Here is a 21,844-nt window from a genome sequence, read left to right on the forward strand (position 1 = left end):
GGATTTAAAGGAGCTGCTAGGCGTGAAAAAAGGGTTGCTCCAGGGAACATGGCGTATCCCGGAGACATGGAGAACAAGCTTGATTGTCCGGATGATTCTTTTTTTCTTACTAACATTAGGCATCTATTTCCTTCTATTGGAGCATGTCATACCCAAGACATACGATTTGAAAGAAAATACAATCAGCAATGTGGAAATTAAAGCGTCCATGGAAGTTGAAGATGTAGAATCTACTCAGAAGCTTCGCGATGAGGCGCTAAAATCCATTAAGCCCGTCTATGTACTGGACGAGAGAATCCTTAAAAACCAACTCACCGTTCTTGACCAAATCTTTCGCAGCGTAGCGGAAACTAGACTTCAGCAGGAAAAGCTTGATTTAGCCGTTCAGAGCAGGGCAGCCGCTTCGGGTGATCAGGATCCGGCAGCAGGCTCCGCGGCAGAGTGGGAAGGGCCATTGCCGACACAAGACGACTGGATCGATCAGTTGAAGGAAAATATACCCTATCAGCTTTCAGATGAAACCTATCGCAGCCTGTTAAAGCAATCCCCCGAATCCTTGGCCATCATCAAGATGATTTCACGCAATATCGTGACATCTATTATGCTGGAAGGGGTAAGAATGGCAGGGGAAACGAAAACCCTGGAGCGAGTCAATCAGCATCTGGCTACTACCGAATTAGAGAGCAGAGCTCTGCAAGCCGTTAAAGAACTGGTTATGGCAAGCATTGTTCCTAATATCGTATTTGATGAAGAAGCTACAGAACAATCCAGAGAAAAAGCAGTAAGGTCTATTAAACCCATACTTATCCATAAAGGCGACATACTTGTAGGAGAAGGGGAGTATATTACGGAAGAGATTTACAGGAAATTGGGAGTAGCGGGTATGCTTACCCATAATCCTAATTATTTCCCTTATATAGGTTTGCTGCTGCTGGTTCTTCTGTGTATGGTCTTCTTTTATTACTATATCAGTCAGGGCAAGCTTCATCTGAAGATGGATAATCAACAGCTGACGATGTTTGTTGCGATCGTGCTGCTGAATGTCATGGTCATGAAAATAGTAGGGCTGGGACAAGCTTTGGAATATATGTTCATAGGATTTTTGGTTCCGGCGGCATTCGGAAGCATGCTTATTGCCTTGTTTCTAGACCAACGTCTGGCAATGTTTGCAGGAGTACTATTTTCTATCTGTGCAAGTATCATCTTCAATGCAGACAGTACGTACCTCTTTGATTACCGGTATGGTTTTGTTGTTCTGGCTGGATGTTTCGCCGGCGTTTATTCATTAGGCAAGCCGACCTTAAGGCGCAATATTTTCCTCGCTGGCACGGTTGTTATTCTTACTAACCTTGTATCTATCACCTCAGTATACATGCTATTCTATTCGGTCAAATGGGCAGACCTTTTGCAGCTTTATGCCTTTGCCATAGGGAGTGGATTATTGGCTTCCGTTTTGACTATGGGATTAATTCCGTTTTTGGAATCGGCTTTTGGCATTCTCTCCACAATGAAGCTGATTGAGCTTTCTAATCCCAATCATCCCCTGCTGCGGAGATTGCTAATGGAAACGCCCGGGACATACCATCATAGCATCATGGTGGCCAATCTTTCCGAGGCGGCTTCAGAAGCAGTTGGGGCTAATGGGCTGCTTGCGCGGGTAGGCGCTTATTATCATGATGTAGGCAAAATGAAGAGGCCGCAATTTTTTATTGAAAATCAGATGGGCAGGGAAAATCCTCACGATAAGATTGCACCGAGCCTAAGCAGGACTATTATTATTGCTCACCCTTATGACGGGGCTAAATTGCTTCAGGAGTACAAGCTGCCCAAACCGATTCTTGATATTGCCGAACAGCATCACGGAACGACACTGCTGAAATATTTCTATCACAAGGCAGTGCAAGATTCGGATACGCCGATTCTCGAGTCGGAGTACCGATACCCGGGTCCTAAAGCCCAGTTTAAGGAGTCTGCCATTGTCGGAATTTGTGACAGCGTAGAGGCAGCTGTTCGCTCGTTGTCTAAACCTACACCGGAACGCGTGGAAACGCTCGTGAGAAAGATTGTAAAGGATCGCCTGGATGATGGCCAGTTCAATGAATGTGATTTGACCCTTCAAGAATTAGAATTGATTACTCGCAGCATATGTGAAACCTTGCAAGGCATTTTCCACAGCCGGATTGAATACCCTGATGAAGCGGAGGTGAAGCGCGCTTGAGACTTTCTGTGGAATTCATCAATGAGCAGAACGAACAACTCTCGCCTGAACAGTTAGATATGCTTGTCCAGTTATTGGAGATAGCGGCGGAAATGGAAGAGATTCAGGGTAAGGAAGTAGCGATTACATTTGTAGGAAACGAACAGATAAGAGAATTAAATAAACAATTCCGTGAGAAAGACAAACCTACCGACGTGCTGTCTTTTCCATTGGAAGAAGAAGATGCCTTGGGGGACATCATTATTTCCATTCCTAAGGCAAGGGAGCAGGCTGAAGAATACGATCATTCCTTTGAACGGGAACTCGGTTTTTTATCTGTACATGGTTTTCTCCACCTCATTGGCTATGACCATGAAACAGAGGAAGAAGAAAAAGAGATGTTTGGACGTCAGGATCAAATCTTGGAAAGATTCGGATTAACACGCTGAGGTAAGGTGAAGAAAAATGGGCGAAATGAAGCGCCTTGTCCGCAGCTTCGGATATGCCTTAGAAGGTATAGCATATACGATTAAGACGCAGCGAAACATGCAGATCCATGTGGGGGCAGCCATCCTGGCACTAGGGGCCAGCTGGCTGCTTCAGGTCACGTGGGACCGCGTATTGCTGGTCTTTTTTTCTATATTTTTAGTGCTGATCCTTGAAATAGTCAATACCGCTATTGAGGCAACGGTCGATCTTGTAACGGCAGAATTTCACCCTTTAGCAAAGATAGCCAAAGATGCTGCAGCCGGGGCCGTCCTGATGGCGGCACTTCTTTCCTTCATTGTAGGAATTTATGTATTTTCCGGTCCTTTGCTTAAGGTCTTAAATTTTTAAGAGTATAGAAAGAGTTAGATTGAGGAGGCTGGATAAATCAATGAATGACCAATTGCTCATGCAAAAAGCGAGAGAAGCGATGAATTTAGCATATGTTCCCTACTCGAAATTCCAGGTCGGTGCGGCATTGCTGACGGAGGAAGGAGAGGTGTTCTTAGGGGGAAATATTGAAAATGCGGCATATAGCCTCTGCAATTGTGCAGAAAGGACGGCTTTGTTCAAAGCGTACTCGGAAGGAAGAAAAAAGTATAAAAGGATGGCCGTGATTGCGGATACCCCGAGACCGGTTGCGCCATGCGGAGCATGCCGGCAAGTTTTAGCAGAACTATGCCCGACAAACATGGAGGTCATTATGGGTAACCTAAAGGGTGACACGCTTATCAAAACTGTCGCTGAGCTTCTCCCCGGCGCATTCAGTCAGGAGGATTTAAATGAACAAAACAGGTTATAAGTCAGGTTTTGTAGCTATCATCGGAAGACCGAATGTGGGGAAATCCACATTAATGAATCAAGTCGTTGGACAGAAAATTGCGATTATGTCCGATAAGCCCCAGACGACTCGGAATAAGATTCGGGCCGTTTATACAGGCGAAAAGGGCCAGATTATTTTTATGGATACTCCCGGAATACATAAACCCAAATCCAAACTAGGGGAATACATGAATACTTCTGTTGAGGCTGCACTCAAAGAAGTTGATCTCATCCTCTTTCTTGTGGATGCTTCAGAAAAGCTAGGGCCTGGTGATCGTTTTATCATCGAGAAGCTTGAGGAAGTCAAGACGCCAGTCTACTTAATTATTAATAAGATTGACAAGGTTCATCCCGAGGCTTTATTGCCGTTTATTGAGGAGTATCGCAGTCTGTACCCGTTTAAGGAAATCATTCCCGTTTCTGCCCTTCAAGGGAACAATGTTGGCACCCTAATGGAGCAAATGCTCAACTTGCTTCCCCAAGGACCACAATACTATCCTCCTGATCAAGTGACGGATCATCCTGAGCGATTCATCATAGAGGAGCTGATTCGGGAAAAAGTGCTTCATCTGACAAGAGAAGAGGTTCCTCATTCTGTTGCCGTAGCAATAGAGCATATGGAGAAAAAGGAAGACAGCAACGCTATTTATATCTACGCTGGCGTATATGCGGAAAAAGAGTCACAAAAAGGAATTTTAGTTGGGAAGCAAGGCTCCATGCTAAAGGAAATTGGAAAACGAGCAAGACAGGATATTGAACGGTTGCTGGGAACTCGCATATACTTGGAACTTCGCGTGAAAGTCAAAAAAGACTGGCGAAATCAGGACCGCTTGCTCCGGGATTTCGGTTTTCAACTGGAGTGATAATGGAAAAATTTCCTAGGGATATGATTTAGGAATAGGGCCAATCTAAGCTTATAGAGAAACTAGGTGAAACTATCTTTCCTAGATGTCTTTTACCCTGCGATTTGGATTCTTTGCAGCCTAGAATCGTGAATCAACTTCTGCCGAAAGGATGATACGGAGCATGCAAAATATTTCTTGGAACTTATTTAGTGCAACAGGAAACATTGATGCTTATCTTCTCTATAAAGATTCTCAGCGCGTCCACTTTGATGGGGAGGATGAGCCGGAATTATCCATGGCTTCGGAGGAAATGGAAGGGTAGAGGTTAATTGGCCCTGAAATGGGGGCAAACGCGTGATTGGGAAGACGGAAGGAATCATATTGCGGACTCATGATTATGGGGAAGGAAACAAAATTTTATCGGTCTATACGAAAGATCTGGGCAAGGTGGGAATCATGGCACAGGGCGCGCGAAAAACCAAAAGCAGGTTTGCTGCGGTTTCACAGCCATTCACCCATGCCCTTTTCTTATTTCATATGGGTTCTGGTCTAGGCTCTTTAAATCAAGCTGATCTTATCCAGTCTTTTCCGAGAATCAGAGGGGATTTGTTCAGTACGGCGTACACCAGCTATATCCTTGAGATAACCGAAAGGCTGACAGAGGAGAAAAAGAAACATGCAGGATTGTATTCCTTATTGTTAGACTCCCTCAAGCAAATGGAAAGCGGAAAAGATGGAGAGGTCATCGCAAGAATATATGAGATCAAAATTCTTTCCCTTCATGGGTACAAGCCTGTGTTGGAGCACTGCGCAGACTGTCAGCAGGGGAATCCTCCCTGGTTTTTCAGTATCAGGGAAGGTGGGTTGCTATGTGATGCATGCCGTCGCAGGGACCCTTATTCCTTTCTGCTGATGGATGGAGTAGCCCGTTTGCTATCTCTCTTTCAAAAGGTCGATATGAATCAGTTAGGAAAAATAAACCTAAAGAAGGAGACCAGGCAGCAGCTTCAAAAAGTGATGTATTCGTTTATGGATGAGTATGTGGGTGTACGGTTAAAAACTAGACAATTCTTGGAACAGCTTGAGAAAATGGAACAGGTTCTGCCAAGAAAGGAGACCCTAGATGGATAGCACGCATAGTCATCAAAGGCAGCAAGAGTGGCTAGATGAATTTCTCCCGACCGAGGAGAAGGTTTTTGAAGGACAGGAGCAGGTGTATTCAGCGAAAGGCAAGGATGTCTGGAATCTAGTTAAAGATATCTTAAAGATGGCGAACGTTGTACGAGTTACTGTAAGTCATAATGAGCGTCCGCTGGTGTCATTACCCGTTATCTATGGAGGAATAATGGCTGCCGTATTTCCGTATCTCTCTGCTTTTGCCATGATTTCTCTTCTTGCTTTGGATTGCAAAATTGTAGTTGAAAAAAAGTAAGTGGTATCTTGAATGTACTTAGCTGGACCCGTAATCTTGCGGGTGCAGCTTTTTTTTGCTCAGGAAAAGAAAAATGCTAAAATTCAACAAAAAATACCTATTGTGTACTTAAGCAATGTTATTTATAGTAAAAAGTAACAACATCATCTATGTGTAAAAATCACCTATATAACTATGTCATTTATATGACTGAATGGCTAATTAAATTTTCCTAGGCAAAAGAGGGGTTTGAAATGAGCCAATATGGATTATTCCGAAAAGGTGATCTTGTTCAGGTCGTCAATGAAGAAAATTATCTGTATGAGGAGATTGGTGAGATTAGAAGTATTGGTCATAATGGAAGGTTTTTCATTCGGTTTGCCGATGGCCAGGAAACGATTGTATCCTCTCAAGAAATTGCCCCTTGGTTAGGCTCCGCGATCCAAAAACAGTTGTATAAGGCCCATCTATTTCAGTTACAGAGCTTGGCTGTCGATATCTCTGACCGCCATTGGTTTGAAGAGATCGGAAAGATCATTGATACCTTAGACCCCTAACAGCAAAAATCCCGAAAAAATATAGTCTGGTAACGCAAGGAGGATCTGGATGAAAAAACAGCTGACCATTACACTCCCATCTCATTGCAGTACGGAACGTCTCGTTCAGTTTGTTCATGAAGCCAATCAGTTCAACAGCTACATTTTGCTGCACCAGGAAGAATTGCAGATCAACGCAAAAGGGTTATTAGGAATTTTGCATTTGCTGAAAACGTCAGAGGGAGAAAAACTGATTCTTAGTGCAGAGGGAACAGACGCAGAAAAGGCTCTTACGCATTTAAGCTCGATCTTGATGGAGCCATTAGACCCATAGTCAAGGCGGCCGAAGCCGCCCTGCTGTCCTTCATTACTTAGATTCGATTTCAATATGTGAGAATCGGGAAAAATCAAATAGCCCCATGTCCGTAAGCTTTAAGTGCGGAATGACCGGTAAGGCAAGGAAGGAAAGGGTTAAAAAAGGATTAAACTCTTCACTTGCACCGATTTCACGCAAGGCCTCATGAATTGATACCAGCCGCTCATACACTTCAGTGTAGGGCCTGTCGGTCATCAGCCCGGCAGCAGGCAGAGGGAGTGAGGCCATCACCTGGCCGTTGCAAACCACGACCAATCCGCCATGAACTTTTTCAAGGTGTTGAATAGCTGTCAGCATATCCTCATCTGATACCCCCGAACAAATCAAATTATGGGAATCGTGGGCAACCGTGGAGGCGATGGCACCCTTTTTCAAGCCCAATCCTTTCACGATGCCTAAGCCGATGTTTCCGGTTCGATGGTGCCTTTCGAGGACAGCTATTTTTAGCAAATCTTTTTCAATAGAGGAATGAAACAAGCCATGCCGAATTTCCACTTCCTCGATCAAATGCCGTGTCACTAGGCTGTTTGGAATAATCTCAATGACATGGCAACTCTTATTCGTAAGGGGAATGGCTAATTTTTCTGCTGTAATTGCCTGCAGATTTACGCTTGGGGACAATGCGCTTAAGGTCTTTTGCTCAGGGAAGGCTTCGGCCACATGCTGCCCTTCTTCCCAGACAAGCTTGCCTCGCTTGAAGACATGGGAAATGGAGATGGTTTCTAATTCATCCAGCAGCAATAGATCTGCCTGATAACCAGGCGCCACTGCTCCTAAATGTGACAAACCAAAGCACTCTGCAGCGTGTAGGGTAGCCATTTGTATCGCGGTTATGGCAGGAATTCCTTGTTGGATCGCGAGCCGAACATTGTAATCGATGCTTCCCTCAAGAAGAAGGTCATCCAAGTGCTTGTCATCGGTGACAAAAAGACACCTTCTAGCATTCGCTGGGGTGATGGTAGGCAGTAATGCCGCCAAGTCACGCGCTGCGGATCCTTGTCTGATCATCAGATACATGCCAGCATCAAGGCGTTCCTTAGCTTCTGCAGCAGAGACACACTCATGGTCCGTCCTGATTCCTGCAGTCATGTATATGTTCAAAGAATCCCTGCTGATACCGGCCGCATGTCCATCGATCTTCGCTTGATGCCGGTGGGCTGAAATGAGCTTATCCACCATCGGTGCGGAGGCTGATGCAACCGAGGGGAAGTCCATAACTTCAGCTAGTCCCAAGACCTTAGGATGTTGGTAAAGACTGTCAAGATCATCCGCAGTCAGGATCGCGCCCGCATTTTCGAAAGGAGTGGCTGGCACACAGGAAGGAAGCATATAATAAACATCTAATGGAATACCCTTAGCTGCATTAAGCATAAAATGAATACCATCCAAACCCAGTACATTAGCTATTTCATGGGGATCAGCAATGACAGTTGTTACGCCATGCGGAAGTACAACCTTTGCGAATTCCCCAGGAAGCACCATGGAAGATTCAATATGGACATGTCCATCAATGAAGCCAGGCACGAGGTGCCGGCCTTGGGCGTCCAATATAATCTCTCCCTCATAGTTTCCGATTCCCACCACGATTCCATCTGCAATGGCCACGTCACCCTCCATAAGCTCACCTGTAAAAACGTTGACAATTTTAGCGTTATGGATGACGAGGTCTGCAGGGATCTGGTGTCCAGAAACTAAAATTCTTTTTTTCCATTCTTGTCGAAGCTGATTGTCCAATGGTGACGACCTCCCTTCTCATATTAATTTTTCTCACATTTTATGATCCATAAATGAGAAAAATACCCTTATAATCCGGTCGAGGGATTGACTTTCATCCTTCATTCAGGTATATTTTTCTATCGACCAAAGCGTATAGAATAAATTTTCACTGAACAATGCTGCGAAGGGCTGTCATCAATATGTTTCATACTATATAATAAAAAGGGATAATTAGTATGACATATTTGAGCAAGGATGGTGAGCAACATCGAGCTGACAAAACGCCAGGACCTGATTTTGGAAATTGTAAAAAACGAGGGACCAATTACAGGTGAACAAATTGCTGATAAGCTGAGCTTGACAAGAGCTACCTTACGTCCCGATTTGGCCATCCTTACTATGGCAGGCTATCTTGATGCTAGACCGAGGGTTGGGTATTTCTACTCAGGAAAAAGCGCCCCTCAATTGCTAGGTGATCTCGCACGGAAAAAGATTGTTAGGGATTACAAAGCGTTACCGGTGGTTATTAAGGAATCCATTTCCGTTTATGATGCCGTTTGCACTTTATTTCTTGAAGATGTCGGAACGCTGTATGTCGTAAATGATAAAGGATATCTTGCAGGCATTGTCTCTCGGAAGGACCTGCTTAGAGCGATGTTAGGGAAACAAAAAATTGAAGACGTTCCGGTTAATATCATTATGACCCGAATGCCCAACATCATTACTTGTTTCTCGGAAGACAGCATATTTGATGTGGCTAGGAAACTGATTAATTACCAGATCGACTCGATTCCCGTCGTCAAGGAAGAGCAGGATGAAGGCAGGACTGTTCTCGAAGTTGTGGGCCGGGTAACCAAAACGACGGTAACCAAAGCTTACGTTGAGCTTGCAAGCGAGCAGTCCGTATAGCAAGAGTTCGAAAGGAGGTATGGCTTATTATTAGTAATGACATGATGACAGACCCGACGGTGTTTATCGTATCAGACTCCGTTGGTGAAACGGCTGAAGTGGTGGTAAAGGCTGCATCTAGTCAATTTGATGGTCATTCCATTGATATCCGAAAGTTCCCCTATGTAGAGGACGAGGGAACGATTAACGAGTTGGTTCTTGCTGCCAAGGAATCCCAGGCGGTTATTGCCTTTACACTGGTCATTCCGGAATTAAGGACACATCTTAAAGATAAGGCCAGAGAACATGGCGTAACAGCGGTCGATATCATGAGCCCTATGATCGAGGCTCTAGAAGGCGCTGTGAAAAAGAAAGCTAAAAATCAACCGGGGCTAGTACGGCAGTTGGACGAGGAATATTTCCGGAAAGTCGAAGCGATCGAATTTGCCGTAAAATACGATGATGGAAGAGATCCGAGAGGCCTTTTAAGAGCCGATGTTGTTTTGATCGGCGTTTCTCGTACGTCCAAGACACCGCTTTCCATGTACTTGGCCAATAAGAGGTTTAAGGTAGCGAACGTTCCCTTGGTGCCGGAAGTAGAGCCGCCAGAAGAATTATTTATGATCCCGGTGAAAAAGTGCATTGGTCTCACTATCAGTCCAGACCAGCTGAATATGATCCGCAGGGAAAGGCTAAAAGCATTGGGATTGGCATCGCAGGCCAACTACGCCAGTTTGGAAAGAATCATGCAAGAATTGGAGTATGCGGAAAAAGTGATGAAGAGAATCGGCTGTCCTGTCATTAACGTCTCTAACAAGGCCGTGGAGGAAACCTCAAACCTCATTATGGAGATTATTAGAAAAAGAAGCCAGGAATAAACCAAGATAAAAGAAAAAAGTTCTCGAATGTCGAGAACTTTTTATTTTTTCAGCAGGAAAAAGTAAAAGAATATCGTATATATTATGTAAGAAAGTTAATAAATCTTATTATAACATATTTTCTTTACTGATGGGGAAGCCCTCCCGGAAAAAGATATAAAAATCATTTCGACAAATTTCGGGGTTTTCTTTTGAAGGGCTTTTAGTGCGGGAACGACAGAGTAAATTCATAGGGAGAGTCGGCCGGGTTGATCATATATGTAGATGCAGATGCTTGCCCCACCAAGTCAATCATTGCCGAGGAAGCTGCTATTTATCAGAAGAGAGCTATCTTTGTATGTTCCTTCGCTAACCATTTTCAGCTGCATGATGCCTGGACCCAAACGGTCGTGGTAGATAAGAGCTATCAATCGGTTGATATGTTCATTGCCAATCAGGCGAGCCCTGGCGATGTGGTGATTACCGATGATTATGGCTTGGCCTGCATGGTTCTTGGCAGGAAGTGTTTAGCTATTAGCTCTCGAGGTAAAGAATATACTAATGATAATATCGAATATCTCCTTACCACAAGACACAGGCAGCAAAAAGAGCGAATGGCAGGCAAGCGATCAAAGGGACCCAAACCGTACACAGAAACGGAAAAAGAACGCTTTCGCCAAGTTTTGAAAAAATGTTTGCAATGCAAAGAAGGATATTGTTGAATTTTGACGAATAGTTTCTTTCAACATTATTTTTTGCTCATTAGACTTTCAATTGGGAGCATTCGATCTCAGATACTCAACAACCCTTGCGGATTAAAGTAGTTAATTTGAGCTTGAGATCGGTTTCTGACTATAACGTACAAAGGAATGATGAGGTAGGAGAAGTCCATGAGCCCGAAGATTCCTGAAGAATTAATCGACCAAATTCGAAACTCGATCAATATTGTTGACTTTATCGGACAATATGTTCAGCTAAGAAAGAGCGGTCGAAGCTATATGGGCTTATGCCCCTTCCATTCAGAAAAGAGTCCGTCTTTTTCGGTCCTGGAAGAAAAGCAAATCTTTCATTGTTTTGGGTGCGGTGCAGGGGGGAATTTGATCTCTTTTGTCATGAAGATGGAAGGGATGCTTTTTCCCGAAGCCATTCAGCTGCTAGCTGATAAAGCAGGTATCAGTCTTCCTCAGGATCATTTGGGACACGAAGAGGAAAGTGCGGAACAAAGAGATAAAAGGCTGATGCATGAGGCTTATGAACTCGTTTCTAAGCTGTACAATCACCTTCTGCTTCAAACCGATCATGGTACTCAGGCAAGAGAGTATTTTGAACGCCGTAAAATTGATTATGAAACAGCAGTCGAGTTTCAGTTGGGATTTGCACCAGAAAGTTGGGACTTTGTGACTCAATTTCTTGCCAAGCGAGGCTACGAGCTTAAGCTTATGCAGAAAGCGGGACTCCTGGCAAGAAGAGAATCCGATAACAAGCCCTTTGATTTGTTCCGCAATCGCTTGATGTTTCCCATAGCGGATTCGCAAGGAAGGATTGTTGCATTTGGGGGAAGAATGATAGGTGAGGGACACCCGAAATATCTAAACAGCCCTGAAACCCCATTGTTCAATAAGAGCAACATCCTATTCAATTTGCATCGAGCAAGAACTGAGATGCGAAAGAAACGGCAAGCCATATTGTTTGAAGGATATATGGATGTTGTCGCAGCCTGGCAAGCAGGAGTAAGAAATGGCATTGCTTCACTGGGGACGTCACTGACGGAAAATCAGGCAAAGGTGATCAAGAGAAACGCAGATCATGTCCTGGTATGCTACGATTCTGATCAGGCTGGCATTCAAGCTGCTATGAAGGCTGCCGAAATCCTCATGGCCTCAGGTTGCGAAGTGCGTATAGTTTCGTTGGAAGACGGGCTCGACCCGGATGATTACATTAAAAAACACGGAGCGCAAAGGTTCAGGCGTCAATTGGAAGAAGCGATTTCCGTTACTGCATTTAAAATGCAAAACATCAGAAGAAATTATGATTTATCTGATGAGGCCCAGCGCCTCCAGTATATCAACGCCGTGTTAGAGCAAATTTCTTCCTTGCCTAACGCTGTGGAACGCGATCACTATTTACGCAGCTTGTCGGAGGAATTCAATTACTCGCTAGAAGCGCTAAAGCAAGAGCAGCGCAAGATCTACTTTCAGCAAAAAAAGGCTGGCGGCAGGGATAAACTCGCAAGGAAATGGAATAATAGTATAAATAATGGAGTTCATTTGCCCGTCAAATCTTTGTTGCCTGCCCATTATAATGCAGAAAAGAGATTGATTGTCCTTATGCTTCATAATGAGGGCTGGGCGGAAGAAATCATGCGCAAGGTTGGCGGAGAATTTAATGTTGATGAATTTGCAGCCCTTGCAGCCCATTTATATAACTATTATATGATGGGACACCCTGCAGATCCAAGTAAATTCATTTCAGGACTCGAAGACGAGCGGCTCATCGCAACAGCCTCCAAGCTGGCTGTTGAAGAAATTCCCGAAGAGCTGACGTCTAGGGAATTATCTGATTACATACAACAAGTTTTGAATTATCCAATCTTGATGCATATGGAAGAGCTTAAAAATGAACAGAAGAGATTGGAGAGAGAAGGAGACAGTTTGAAGGCAGCTCAAATTGGCATCCAAATATTGCAGCTGCGCAAGTCCATCAAGCCGTTTTCCACATGAACCTAAGGAAGGAGGGAATGCCATGGCCAAAAAAACAGAAAACAAGCCAGGTGTTGTCACAGAAGTAGCTCAAGAAGCAACCGAACTAAACATTGATCAAGTAAAAGAGCAATTGGTTGAGGTGGGAAAGAAGCGTGGGGTTCTCACCTATAAGGAAGTAATGGAGCGCCTATCGCCTTTTGACCAGGATTCGGACCAGATGGATGAATTCTACGAGTATTTATCCGATCAGGGTGTAGAAGTAATCAATGAAACCGAAGAGGAAGACGATATCGTTCCCGAGGATGAAATGGATGATGAAGAGGAATTTGACCTCAATGATTTATCTGTCCCTCCTGGAATTAAGATAAATGACCCGGTTCGCATGTATTTAAAGGAGATCGGCCGTGTTCCCTTGCTATCTGCTGACGAAGAAATCAATTTAGCCCAGCGGATTGAAACAGGGGATGAGGAAGCAAAGCGGAGACTAGCGGAAGCAAACTTAAGGCTAGTGGTTAGTATTGCTAAACGCTACGTAGGCCGCGGAATGCTATTCCTTGACTTGATTCAAGAAGGAAACATGGGATTGATCAAAGCGGTTGAGAAATTTGATTATAAAAAGGGTTATAAATTCAGTACTTATGCTACTTGGTGGATCCGTCAGGCCATTACGCGCGCTATTGCCGACCAGGCAAGGACCATTCGGATTCCCGTGCATATGGTAGAGACAATCAACAAGCTAATCCGCGTATCGAGACAGTTGCTTCAAGAGCTTGGACGGGAGCCTTCTCCTGAGGAAATTGCAGAAAAGATGGATCTCACACCGGAGAAAGTTCGAGAAATCTTAAAGATTGCCCAGGAACCGGTTTCCTTGGAAACACCGATTGGTGAAGAAGATGATTCACATCTTGGAGACTTTATTGAGGATCAAGAAGCCCTAGCTCCTTCTGATGCAGCGGCTTATGAGCTATTGAAAGAGCAGCTCGAGGATGTGCTTGATACCTTAACAGACAGGGAAGAAAATGTGCTTCGTTTGCGCTTTGGTTTGGATGATGGGAGAACCCGCACACTCGAAGAGGTGGGAAAAGTATTTGGAGTTACGCGTGAAAGAATACGCCAGATTGAAGCGAAGGCTTTGAGAAAATTGCGTCATCCTAGTCGCAGTAAAAGATTAAAGGATTTTCTTGAATAAAGATTCGCTCTTGAGAACCTGCATTATGGGAAACCATTTTGCAGGTTTTTCTACGGAATAAAAAGCGCTTAGGGAAGAAGATCTTGCTTAGGATGAGTTTGACTATTTTTTTATAGCTTTAATAGAAGTTTTTCTTATTTTAGCGGTTTTAAAGGGACAATGCAAATATAGCTGTTGGAAAAAATCAACATGAAACCGTTGTCAAATAGATGTATTATTTTATATAATTACTTTAGAAATAATCATCTGAAAAATGCATCTTTTCTGAGCAAGCGCTCAATCAAGAATAAGAAGAGAGGGATATTTATGGATTTTGATTTAACCGAAGAGCAAGGGATGATAAGAAAAATGCTCCGTGATTTTGCTGAAGGAGAAGTGGCGCCTGGAGCGGATGAAAGGGATAAAACAGGAGTTTTTCCTGTAGAGATTGTTAAGAAAATGGCTGATCTGGAGCTGATGGGTCTCCCTTTTCCAGAACAGTACGGAGGCGGGGGCGCAGATACCATTAGCTTTGCTATAGTTGTCGAGGAATTGAGCCGGGTTTGCGGATCGACTGGAATTACTTATTCTGCCCATATTTCTCTAGGGGGGGCTCCTATTCATCTTTTTGGTACGGAGGAGCAGAAGCAAAAATATTTGACCCCGCTTTGCCGCGGGGAATACCTGGGAGCATTTGGCCTTACCGAGCCGAACGCTGGGTCTGATGCAGGAGGAACGCAAACAACAGCAGTGCCCGATGGGGACGAGTGGGTGATAAACGGATCGAAGTGCTTTATTACTAATGCCAGCTTTGCGAAGAACCTGGCGTTAACGGCAGTAACCGACAAGACTAGAGGAACCAGCGGCATTACAGCTTTCATCGTTCCAACGGATGCCCCAGGTTTCACCGTGGTTAATAACTATGAAAAGATGGGCCTGCATGCCTCTAATACCACGGAGCTTATCATGGAAAATGTTCGAATTCCTAAGGAGAACCAGCTGGGGAAGGAAGGTTATGGATTCAAGCAGTTTTTAATAACCTTGGATGGGGGAAGGATTGGGATAGGGGCCATGGCGGTGGGAATTGCCCAGGGAGCGTATGAAAAAGCCCTCCGGTATGCCCAGGAGAGAAAGCAATTCGGACAGAGTCTTTCTAAATTCCAAGCCATTCAATTTAAATTGGCCGATATGGCAATGAATATAGAACTAGCTAGAACGATGGTATATAAGGCTGCATGGCTTAAGGACCAGGGAAGAAAATTTACGAAAGATGCAGCGATGGCGAAATTGTTTGCTTCTGAGACGTGTACGAGAGTATGTGATCAGGCCATTCAAATCCACGGTGGCTATGGCTATATGAAAGAGTACCAAGTTGAACGATTCTACCGGGATGGGAAGCTTCTGGAAATTGGGGAAGGGACTTCGGAGGTTCAACGGATGGTCATTTCAAGGGAAATTGGCGCCCAGTAATCCATCCATGGCAGAAAGCATTATAGGCGTAGAGAGATTGTGCTCTACGCTTTTTGTTTGTTTTCGGCATTTGAGGTAAAATAGGGGCAGAGTTGAAAAATAGGGCAACAGGTGAAGGTGATAACATGCTTACCGTTTCAAAGCGATTAGATACAATTGCAAGCTTTGTCCGACCAGGGAGTAAAGTAGCCGATATCGGGTCAGATCACGCATTTTTGCCTGTCTATCTCATTCAGGCAGGGAAGGCGGTGTCCGCCATTGCCGGTGAAGTCAATAAAGGGCCATGGGAGTCCGCTAAGCGGCATGTTATGGCTTCGGGACTAGTGGATGAGATTGATGTCAGGCTAGGAGATGGGCTTTCTGTGCTTGCCGATGGAGAAGTGGATACGGTGTGTATCGCGGGCATGGGAGGTACATTGATTAGCCATATCCTAGAGCAAGGCATTGCTGGGCTGTCTTCTGTAGAGCATTTAATCCTGCAGCCCAACGTTGCGGAGCGCCAAGTTCGAGAGTGGCTATATACGAACGGATGGCAGTTGATAGGGGAAAGTATTTTAGAGGAAGACGGTGTAATATACGAAGTCCTATCAGCCATAAAAGGAGATCCAGGGCTCCCTTATCAGTCTAACCGCTGGACAAGAGACGAGTGGTTTGAATTGGGGCCCTTCCTTTGGGATCAGCAGTCACCGATATTGCTAGAGAAATGGAAGGCTGAAAAAGAAAAAGCCCAAAGGGTTATGCAAGGACTTGAAAAATCCCGTTCAGCCGGCGCAGAGGAAAAAAAAGCAGAAATAGAGCAACGCTTGAAGTGGATTGAGGAGGTATTACAATGTTTGCAAACGGACAAACCATAATTCAGATGTTTGAACAGTTTGCCCCCAAGCATCTGGCGATGGAAGGGGATAAGATTGGATTACAAGTAGGCACTTCCAATAAAGAGATTAAGAAAGTATTGGTAACCCTTGATGTGTTGGAAGAAGTGGTAGATGAGGCGATTGAGCTAGGCGTAGACCTGATCATTGCCCATCATGCTGTCATTTTCCGCCCCTTGAAAAATTTAAGGACTGACCTTCCGGCAGGCAGGCTTTACGAAAAGTTAATCAAGCATGATATTGCTGTCTACATAGCTCACACGAACCTCGACGCTGCACAAGGGGGGATCAATGATCTGATGGCCAGCGCGCTAGGGTTAGCGGAGACAGAGCCGTTAGATGAACTTTACACGGAACAGTTAAAGAAGATTGTGGTGTTCGTTCCCGAATCGCATCATGAACAGGTCCTTCAGGCTATTGCCGAGGCAGGGGCGGGCTGGATTGGGAAATACAGCCATTGCACCTTCAATGTGGAGGGAACGGGGACGTTCCTCCCCCAGAAGGGAGCCACTCCCTTTACCGGAGCTGAGGGGACACTGGAAAGAGTAAAGGAAATCCGTTTAGAGACGATCGTGCCATCCCAACTGCAGAATAAAGTAGTGAAAGCGATGCTCAAGTCCCATCCCTACGAAGAAGTGGCCTATGATATTTATCCCTTGGAACAAGCTGGACAGAGGTATGGATTGGGCAGAATAGGCAAGCTTGAAAAATCGGTAACGCTTAGAGAATTGGCGGAAAAGGTGAAGGAAGCCTTTGAAGTAAGCGGGCTCCGAATCGTGGGGGATCTGAATCGGCCGGTCAGGAAGGTCGCTGTATTAGGCGGAGATGGCAATAGCTATGTTTCCAAGGCTGCTTTTAAGGGGGCGGATGTGCTGGTGACCGGAGACATTTATTATCATACGGCTCACGATGCCATGTCTTCCGGCCTTTGTCTTATTGATCCAGGACATAATATAGAGAAAATTATGAAGGAAGCCGTACGTGAACTATTAGTGCACAAGCTAATGCATGGCAATTACCAGACCGAAGTTCTTGCTTCCCAAATAAATACGGATCCCTTTAAATTCCTGTAATTGGCGGGAGGTGAACAGACATGGATAAGAATAAGGTCTCCGCTTTTCTCCTGGACGAGCTGCAGAAGCAATTGAATCCGGAAGCATGGCAGATTAAAATTCAAGAAGATGATCTTCTTGTCGAGCACAAAGAGATCAGTGGAGCAGGGTTTCATCTCTCGCTCGATGCCATCCTTAGAAAATTGGAGCATGGGAAGGAACAGGCCTATTTAGAGGAAGTGGTTCGAAAGGTATTAGAGATGGCAAGTGCCAGTTTGCAGGAAAAACAGATCCGAGGCAATGAGAGAAATATTTATCCTGTTTTGCGAAGTGCTGCTTATCCGCTTGAAAAACAGGGAGTGCCGCTGTTAAACCAGGAGCATACCGCTGAGTCAAGAATATTCTACGCTTTGGACCTGGGTAAGACTTATGTTCTCATTGACCGTGAAATGGCTCGGGCCAGCGGTTATGACGATCAGGAAATTTTTGCGCAGGCCCTAGCCAACCTGAAAGGCCTAGATACCTCTTACAAGGAAGATCAAGTTGCAGGTAATCATTTTTACTTTTTCGCACCGAATGATGGTTATGCGGCTAGCCGGATTTTAAATGATGAGCTGATTGCGTTCATGAGGCGCAAGATCGGAGAGGACATGGGAGTAGCCATTCCGCATCAGGATGTGCTAATCATTGCAGACATACGCAATGAGATGGGATATAAGGTGCTGGCGAGAATAAATATGGATTTTTGTGTGAAGGGCGATATCCCTATCTCTCCGTTGCCGTTCATCTATACCGACGAACAAGCCTTGGAGCCGATTATGGTGATGTCTAATCCGGGTGCTTCTCCCCAGGTTGTCAAAAAGAAAGGGAAATAGCAATGAGCTTCCCGGACCGTATCAGCATTATGGGAAGTGAAGTTTACTTTGAACGGCATCCTTGCTGCAATCCATCTCCGAAGTGTACGTTTGTTCTGATCCATGGATTCTTGGCCAATACATTCTGTTTCAGAAAGCTGATTCCCAGCCTTAGACAACACTATGACGTTTACGCCTTAGACCTGATTGGATTCGGGAAAAGCGGGAAGCCTTGTGATTTTGAGTATTCCTACCGAAACTACGGCCTCATGATAATTGAGTTCATTACCCGTCTGGGTTTAAGGAATGTGGTTCTGCTGGGGCACTCCATGGGCGGTCAAATTGCGCTTTACGTGGCAAAGCAATCCCCTGAACTGATTGCAAAATTAGTGCTTGTATCATCTTCAGCGTATTTGCATAAGGCAAGCCGACTCGCGATTCTAGCGTCTTATATACCATTTACTCGGTTAGGAGTAAAATGGTGGATAGGACGTCATAAGGTCGAGGATGTGCTGGAGACGACTTTCTACAATAAGGCCCATATAACGGAACAAATGATAAGGGCTTATGCGGAACCCGCCCAGGAGGACGGCTTCTGCGATACGCTGATCGGATTACTCCGCCACAGGGAAGGCGATATGATCATCGATGATTTGGGAAACATTAAGCACCCATGCTTGCTGATCTGGGGAGCTGAAGATCAAATTGTTCCCTTAAGAAAAGGTGTGCATCTGAGGCAGGATCTTCCGAACTCTACTCTTGTCAGCTTTGCGGAAGCGGGCCATCAGGTCATTGAAGAAAAGCCGCAAGAGGTTTTCGATGCCATTCAGACATGGCTCAGCGGATCCGTATGAAGCTAATGATATAAATTACATACAGAAAAGGAGAATGAATGATGTCTGTAACATTTTCTACATACCCGTCTTGAACAAGCTGCCGCAAAGCCAAGTCTTGGCTTGACGAGCACGGCATTTCCTATGAGGAGCGCCGCTATATGAAGGAAGTCTTCTCCGTTCAGGAGCTTCGGGATTTGATCGAAAAAGTTCCGCTGCAGGAAATCTTGAATAAAAAGGGCGTAGTTTATAAAGAAAGAAGAGAGGAACTGGAAGGACTGACAGAGGATCAGCTCTTGGAGGAAATGTCTAAAGAACCAAAGCTAATTCGGCGTCCGATCATAATCAAGGGTGACGAAGTCATTGTTGGTTACGATGAAAGCAAGTATGAAAAAGTATTAGCCTAGTACAAAAGGGCCCTGATGATTAACGGGTTATTTGCAACCGATTTTTACTACAGTTTTAAATGTTTTCACCAAAAGAATCGTATCAAATTTCACAGTCAGAACTTAAAAAGAAGGGCTTCTCTTCCAATGGCGCAGAAGTCCTTCTTTGTTTTTTCGTTCTCACCGAAAGTATCGGTATGGATAGGGAAATAGGTGGAAATTCTCCAATAAGGCCTCGATATCATAGCTTTTTATTCCATATAAATGGAATGGGGTTGATTATATCGTTTTTGTCTTGTTTGCTTTTGGTTTTAAGTGGAGTTTTTCCATCTATTTTAACAAGGGACAAATGGATATAGTGCCTTTTCTAAGATGAATTATAGAAAAAAATTACAAAAACCAAATTTTTTAAGGACTAAGCACGGGTCTCTTTGAATAACATAATATATAAGATCATCATCACTTTCTTAATAAGGAGGTCATTGATAAGATGCCTGATTTTTGTGTATTTTGCGGTGCAGAATTAGCTCTGATGGAAAGAAATAGGAGCGAATGTTGGGATTGTCAGGATAAAATATCGGTGACCTACTCGGATGATATTTTGGGTGATCTAGAAGCGGAAGTTGATGGGTAACAGATAATAAAACCAGTAATGCTTCAAAGAGTGAAAAGAGGACCTCTCTTATAGAGGTTCTCTTTTCAGCTGTAGGAGCATAATGTATCAGTTTTCTTGTTGCAGAAAGGATAGTGTTTCCTGTAAAGCCCTGTCCAAGTGCGAAGTGCTCCCTTGAAAGGGATGTACCGCTCCGAACGTGTGGTTTGCCCCTTCAATGACAACAAGGGTATGCCCCGGGACTGCAGCTTTCAGCTTCTTCGCTCCATCCACGAGCCTTGGACTGTCTTCATCCCCTTGTATCAAAAGCACCGGGATGGTCAGCTGAGATGCTCTCTCAACTATGTTAAAGCGTTCCCTATTGGCTTCCATGTCCTCGAGGACGATAGCGCGGATGGGCATACCTGTTTTGTCCGGGCATTTATTATGTACCCCACACCTTTTTCGCGAATCTCCTCTTTAAGACGCTCATCGAACAGATCCACATTAGCTATTCCATTCCATGTAATCACCTTTGATATTTCGGGATGATCGGCTGCAAAGATCAGACTATTTCCGCCCCCTCGGCTATGGCCGATTAGTGTTATGTGCTCGAGGCCATATTGCTCCGATAAGGGAAGGTCACGCTCTTTTATGTGCTGTAACAGGCTATTCAAGTCGGCCTGTTCTCTTGAATAGGTATTAATAGCAAACTTATCCAACTCATCAAAGTCGACCTCATTGACGCCATTGCAGGAAAAGTTAAACCGGATGACATAGTAGCCTTTCTCCGCCAATTGATTCGCTGCGTAAGGAAAAAAGCCCCAATCCTTAAACCCTTTGAATCCGTGGCATAGAATAACCACCTGCTTTTTTCTGTCATCCTCAATAGTATGGACATCTCCCCGCAAGCTTAGAGAATCATCAAGGGAAAAACAAAAAGATTGCATGGATACGATCGATTTCACTTGCATCCCTCCTTTTTCACATATTATACCATGGATGGCTATGCCGGTTAGCTTTCTGCATGTTAAAATGGGAAGTAAGAGCAAGGAGGGATAGAGTTGAATCCGTTTCACTGCTGCGCAACATGCAAACATTTTTCGATTGTCCGCATCGAGCGGAAATCTCAAAGCAAATGCTCGCGATTAGGTTACGATACCAAGCCCACGTATCAATTTTCCTGCTGGGATCCAAAAGAAAAGGTTGTTGAACTCATGAAAAAGAGAGGGAGTTAGTTAATCCTCCTTGCATTTTTCATCAGAAGATGATATAGTAGTAATCGTCACTTATAAAGTTTCTAAATGAACGCGGGGTGGAGCAGCACGGTAGCTCGTCGGGCTCATAACCCGAAGGTCGCAGGTTCAAATCCTGTCCCCGCAACCAATTACGTCGAGAGGCATCCTGCTGATAAATTATGTGTCCTTGTAAGAGGGCAACCAAATTGTCTACAACGATTTATCGGGACGTGGCGCAGACTGGTAGCGCGCACCCTTGGGGTGGGTGAGGTCGCAGGTTCAAATCCTGTCGTTCCGACCATTATGAACAACCGCTACATATTAACGTTTCTTAGTCGTTGAATGTACGCTGAACTATATGAAAACAACATACATAAGTGCGAGGTTAGAAGCGTAAAGTATCGCAAAATCAAACTGCTTTCTCATTTGATTTAAAGAGAAGGCGTTTTTTTATTTTTTTGAGCGATAACGGGATTTACAGCAAAGAGCGATTATTATAAAAATGATCATGGTAACATTGGCCATTGATTTTTGGGTGGAATA

General features: G+C 44.5%; 24 protein-coding genes, 2 tRNA genes and 1 pseudogene. 24 read left to right on the top strand and 3 right to left on the bottom strand.

Features of this window, described 5'->3' with window-relative positions; translation table 11 throughout:
* Positions 1–22 precede the first annotated feature (22 nt).
* From ABLT31_RS00700 to ABLT31_RS00745, 10 genes are all read left to right on the top strand, one after another.
* On the top strand, positions 23–2,218 hold the full coding sequence (locus ABLT31_RS00700; RefSeq protein WP_367747575.1) for an HD family phosphohydrolase: 2,196 nt from the start codon (positions 23–25) through the stop codon (positions 2,216–2,218).
* Positions 2,215–2,646: an rRNA maturation RNase YbeY gene (gene ybeY / locus ABLT31_RS00705; RefSeq protein ID WP_367747577.1), complete on the top strand. Its 432-nt coding sequence runs from the start codon at positions 2,215–2,217 to the stop codon at positions 2,644–2,646. The genes ABLT31_RS00700 and ybeY overlap by 4 nt, the downstream gene beginning before the upstream one ends.
* A gap of 16 nt (positions 2,647–2,662) precedes the next feature.
* Positions 2,663–3,034, top strand: coding sequence for a diacylglycerol kinase family protein (locus ABLT31_RS00710; protein ID WP_367747581.1), 372 nt, complete (start codon positions 2,663–2,665; stop codon positions 3,032–3,034).
* 40 nt (positions 3,035–3,074) lie between these two features.
* Positions 3,075–3,485, top strand: coding sequence for a cytidine deaminase (locus tag ABLT31_RS00715; RefSeq protein ID WP_462976453.1), 411 nt, complete (start codon positions 3,075–3,077; stop codon positions 3,483–3,485).
* Entirely contained in the window at positions 3,466–4,368 is a 903-nt protein-coding gene (gene era / locus ABLT31_RS00720; protein WP_367747585.1) for a GTPase Era, read from the top strand. The genes ABLT31_RS00715 and era overlap by 20 nt, the downstream gene beginning before the upstream one ends.
* Before the next feature lie 163 nt (positions 4,369–4,531).
* Positions 4,532–4,672 (top strand): YqzL family protein, encoded by a 141-nt coding sequence (locus ABLT31_RS00725; RefSeq protein ID WP_367747587.1) that lies wholly within the window; start codon positions 4,532–4,534, stop codon positions 4,670–4,672.
* Positions 4,673–4,704: 32 nt separating this feature from the next.
* Positions 4,705–5,481 (top strand): DNA repair protein RecO, encoded by a 777-nt coding sequence (gene recO, locus ABLT31_RS00730; protein WP_367747590.1) that lies wholly within the window; start codon positions 4,705–4,707, stop codon positions 5,479–5,481.
* Positions 5,474–5,782: a DUF4342 domain-containing protein gene (locus ABLT31_RS00735; RefSeq protein WP_367747593.1), complete on the top strand. Its 309-nt coding sequence runs from the start codon at positions 5,474–5,476 to the stop codon at positions 5,780–5,782. The genes recO and ABLT31_RS00735 overlap by 8 nt, the downstream gene beginning before the upstream one ends.
* Positions 5,783–6,015: 233 nt before the next feature.
* Positions 6,016–6,318, top strand: a complete 303-nt coding sequence (locus tag ABLT31_RS00740; protein WP_367747595.1) for a hypothetical protein — start codon at positions 6,016–6,018, stop codon at positions 6,316–6,318.
* 49 nt (positions 6,319–6,367) lie between these two features.
* Positions 6,368–6,631, top strand: coding sequence for an HPr family phosphocarrier protein (locus ABLT31_RS00745; protein ID WP_367747597.1), 264 nt, complete (start codon positions 6,368–6,370; stop codon positions 6,629–6,631).
* A 33-nt stretch (positions 6,632–6,664) separates the two neighbouring features.
* Here ABLT31_RS00745 and ade read toward each other — a convergent pair whose 3' ends face one another.
* A complete protein-coding gene (ade, locus tag ABLT31_RS00750; RefSeq protein WP_367747599.1) occupies positions 6,665–8,407 on the bottom strand; it encodes an adenine deaminase in 1,743 nt (580 codons plus the stop codon).
* 237 nt (positions 8,408–8,644) lie between these two features.
* Here ade and ABLT31_RS00755 point away from each other — a divergent pair, with 237 nt between their 5' ends.
* The 12 genes and pseudogenes from ABLT31_RS00755 to ABLT31_RS00810 all read left to right on the top strand — a co-directional run bounded on the left by ABLT31_RS00755 (position 8,645) and on the right by ABLT31_RS00810 (position 20,105).
* Complete coding sequence (locus ABLT31_RS00755) at positions 8,645–9,298, top strand: helix-turn-helix transcriptional regulator (RefSeq protein WP_367747600.1); 654 nt, start codon at positions 8,645–8,647, stop codon at positions 9,296–9,298.
* 41 nt (positions 9,299–9,339) lie between these two features.
* Positions 9,340–10,155, top strand: a complete 816-nt coding sequence (locus ABLT31_RS00760) for a pyruvate, water dikinase regulatory protein (RefSeq protein WP_367747603.1) — start codon at positions 9,340–9,342, stop codon at positions 10,153–10,155.
* A 248-nt stretch (positions 10,156–10,403) separates the two neighbouring features.
* On the top strand, positions 10,404–10,856 hold the full coding sequence (locus tag ABLT31_RS00765) for a YaiI/YqxD family protein (protein ID WP_367747605.1): 453 nt from the start codon (positions 10,404–10,406) through the stop codon (positions 10,854–10,856).
* A 168-nt stretch (positions 10,857–11,024) separates the two neighbouring features.
* Positions 11,025–12,854 carry a DNA primase gene (gene dnaG / locus ABLT31_RS00770; protein ID WP_367747608.1) on the top strand — a complete coding sequence of 610 codons (1,830 nt, stop codon included), beginning with the start codon at positions 11,025–11,027 and terminating at the stop codon, positions 12,852–12,854.
* A gap of 22 nt (positions 12,855–12,876) precedes the next feature.
* Positions 12,877–14,025: an RNA polymerase sigma factor RpoD gene (rpoD, locus tag ABLT31_RS00775; RefSeq protein ID WP_367747611.1), complete on the top strand. Its 1,149-nt coding sequence runs from the start codon at positions 12,877–12,879 to the stop codon at positions 14,023–14,025.
* Positions 14,026–14,331: 306 nt separating this feature from the next.
* Positions 14,332–15,474 carry an acyl-CoA dehydrogenase gene (locus ABLT31_RS00780; RefSeq protein WP_367747614.1) on the top strand — a complete coding sequence of 381 codons (1,143 nt, stop codon included), beginning with the start codon at positions 14,332–14,334 and terminating at the stop codon, positions 15,472–15,474.
* A 125-nt stretch (positions 15,475–15,599) separates the two neighbouring features.
* Positions 15,600–16,328 carry a tRNA (adenine(22)-N(1))-methyltransferase gene (locus ABLT31_RS00785; RefSeq protein ID WP_367747617.1) on the top strand — a complete coding sequence of 243 codons (729 nt, stop codon included), beginning with the start codon at positions 15,600–15,602 and terminating at the stop codon, positions 16,326–16,328.
* Positions 16,304–17,419: a Nif3-like dinuclear metal center hexameric protein gene (locus ABLT31_RS00790; protein ID WP_367747620.1), complete on the top strand. Its 1,116-nt coding sequence runs from the start codon at positions 16,304–16,306 to the stop codon at positions 17,417–17,419. The genes ABLT31_RS00785 and ABLT31_RS00790 overlap by 25 nt, the downstream gene beginning before the upstream one ends.
* A gap of 20 nt (positions 17,420–17,439) precedes the next feature.
* Positions 17,440–18,273 carry a DUF1444 family protein gene (locus ABLT31_RS00795; protein WP_367747621.1) on the top strand — a complete coding sequence of 278 codons (834 nt, stop codon included), beginning with the start codon at positions 17,440–17,442 and terminating at the stop codon, positions 18,271–18,273.
* A 29-nt stretch (positions 18,274–18,302) separates the two neighbouring features.
* Positions 18,303–19,106: an alpha/beta fold hydrolase gene (locus ABLT31_RS00800; protein WP_367747623.1), complete on the top strand. Its 804-nt coding sequence runs from the start codon at positions 18,303–18,305 to the stop codon at positions 19,104–19,106.
* Positions 19,107–19,192: 86 nt separating this feature from the next.
* Positions 19,193–19,492, top strand: a pseudogene (locus tag ABLT31_RS00805) (arsenate reductase family protein); the annotation flags it as partial.
* 469 nt (positions 19,493–19,961) lie between these two features.
* Positions 19,962–20,105, top strand: a complete 144-nt coding sequence (locus ABLT31_RS00810) for a hypothetical protein (RefSeq protein WP_367747625.1) — start codon at positions 19,962–19,964, stop codon at positions 20,103–20,105.
* An 87-nt stretch (positions 20,106–20,192) separates the two neighbouring features.
* Here the strand turns inward: ABLT31_RS00810 and ABLT31_RS00815 are convergent, their stop codons facing one another.
* On the bottom strand, positions 20,193–20,456 hold the full coding sequence (locus ABLT31_RS00815; RefSeq protein ID WP_367747626.1) for an alpha/beta fold hydrolase: 264 nt from the start codon (positions 20,454–20,456) through the stop codon (positions 20,193–20,195).
* On the bottom strand, positions 20,426–21,031 hold the full coding sequence (locus ABLT31_RS00820) for an alpha/beta hydrolase family protein (protein WP_367747629.1): 606 nt from the start codon (positions 21,029–21,031) through the stop codon (positions 20,426–20,428). The genes ABLT31_RS00815 and ABLT31_RS00820 overlap by 31 nt, the downstream gene beginning before the upstream one ends.
* A 341-nt stretch (positions 21,032–21,372) precedes the next feature.
* On the opposite strand from ABLT31_RS00820, the gene ABLT31_RS00825 reads away from it, so the two are divergent.
* Both ABLT31_RS00825 and ABLT31_RS00830 read left to right on the top strand, forming a co-directional pair.
* Positions 21,373–21,449: transfer RNA gene (locus tag ABLT31_RS00825), tRNA-Met, on the top strand.
* Between the two features lie 76 nt (positions 21,450–21,525).
* Positions 21,526–21,602: transfer RNA gene (locus tag ABLT31_RS00830), tRNA-Pro, on the top strand.
* Positions 21,603–21,844 lie beyond the last annotated feature (242 nt).

It is taken from the genome of Ammoniphilus soli (assembly GCF_040813775.1).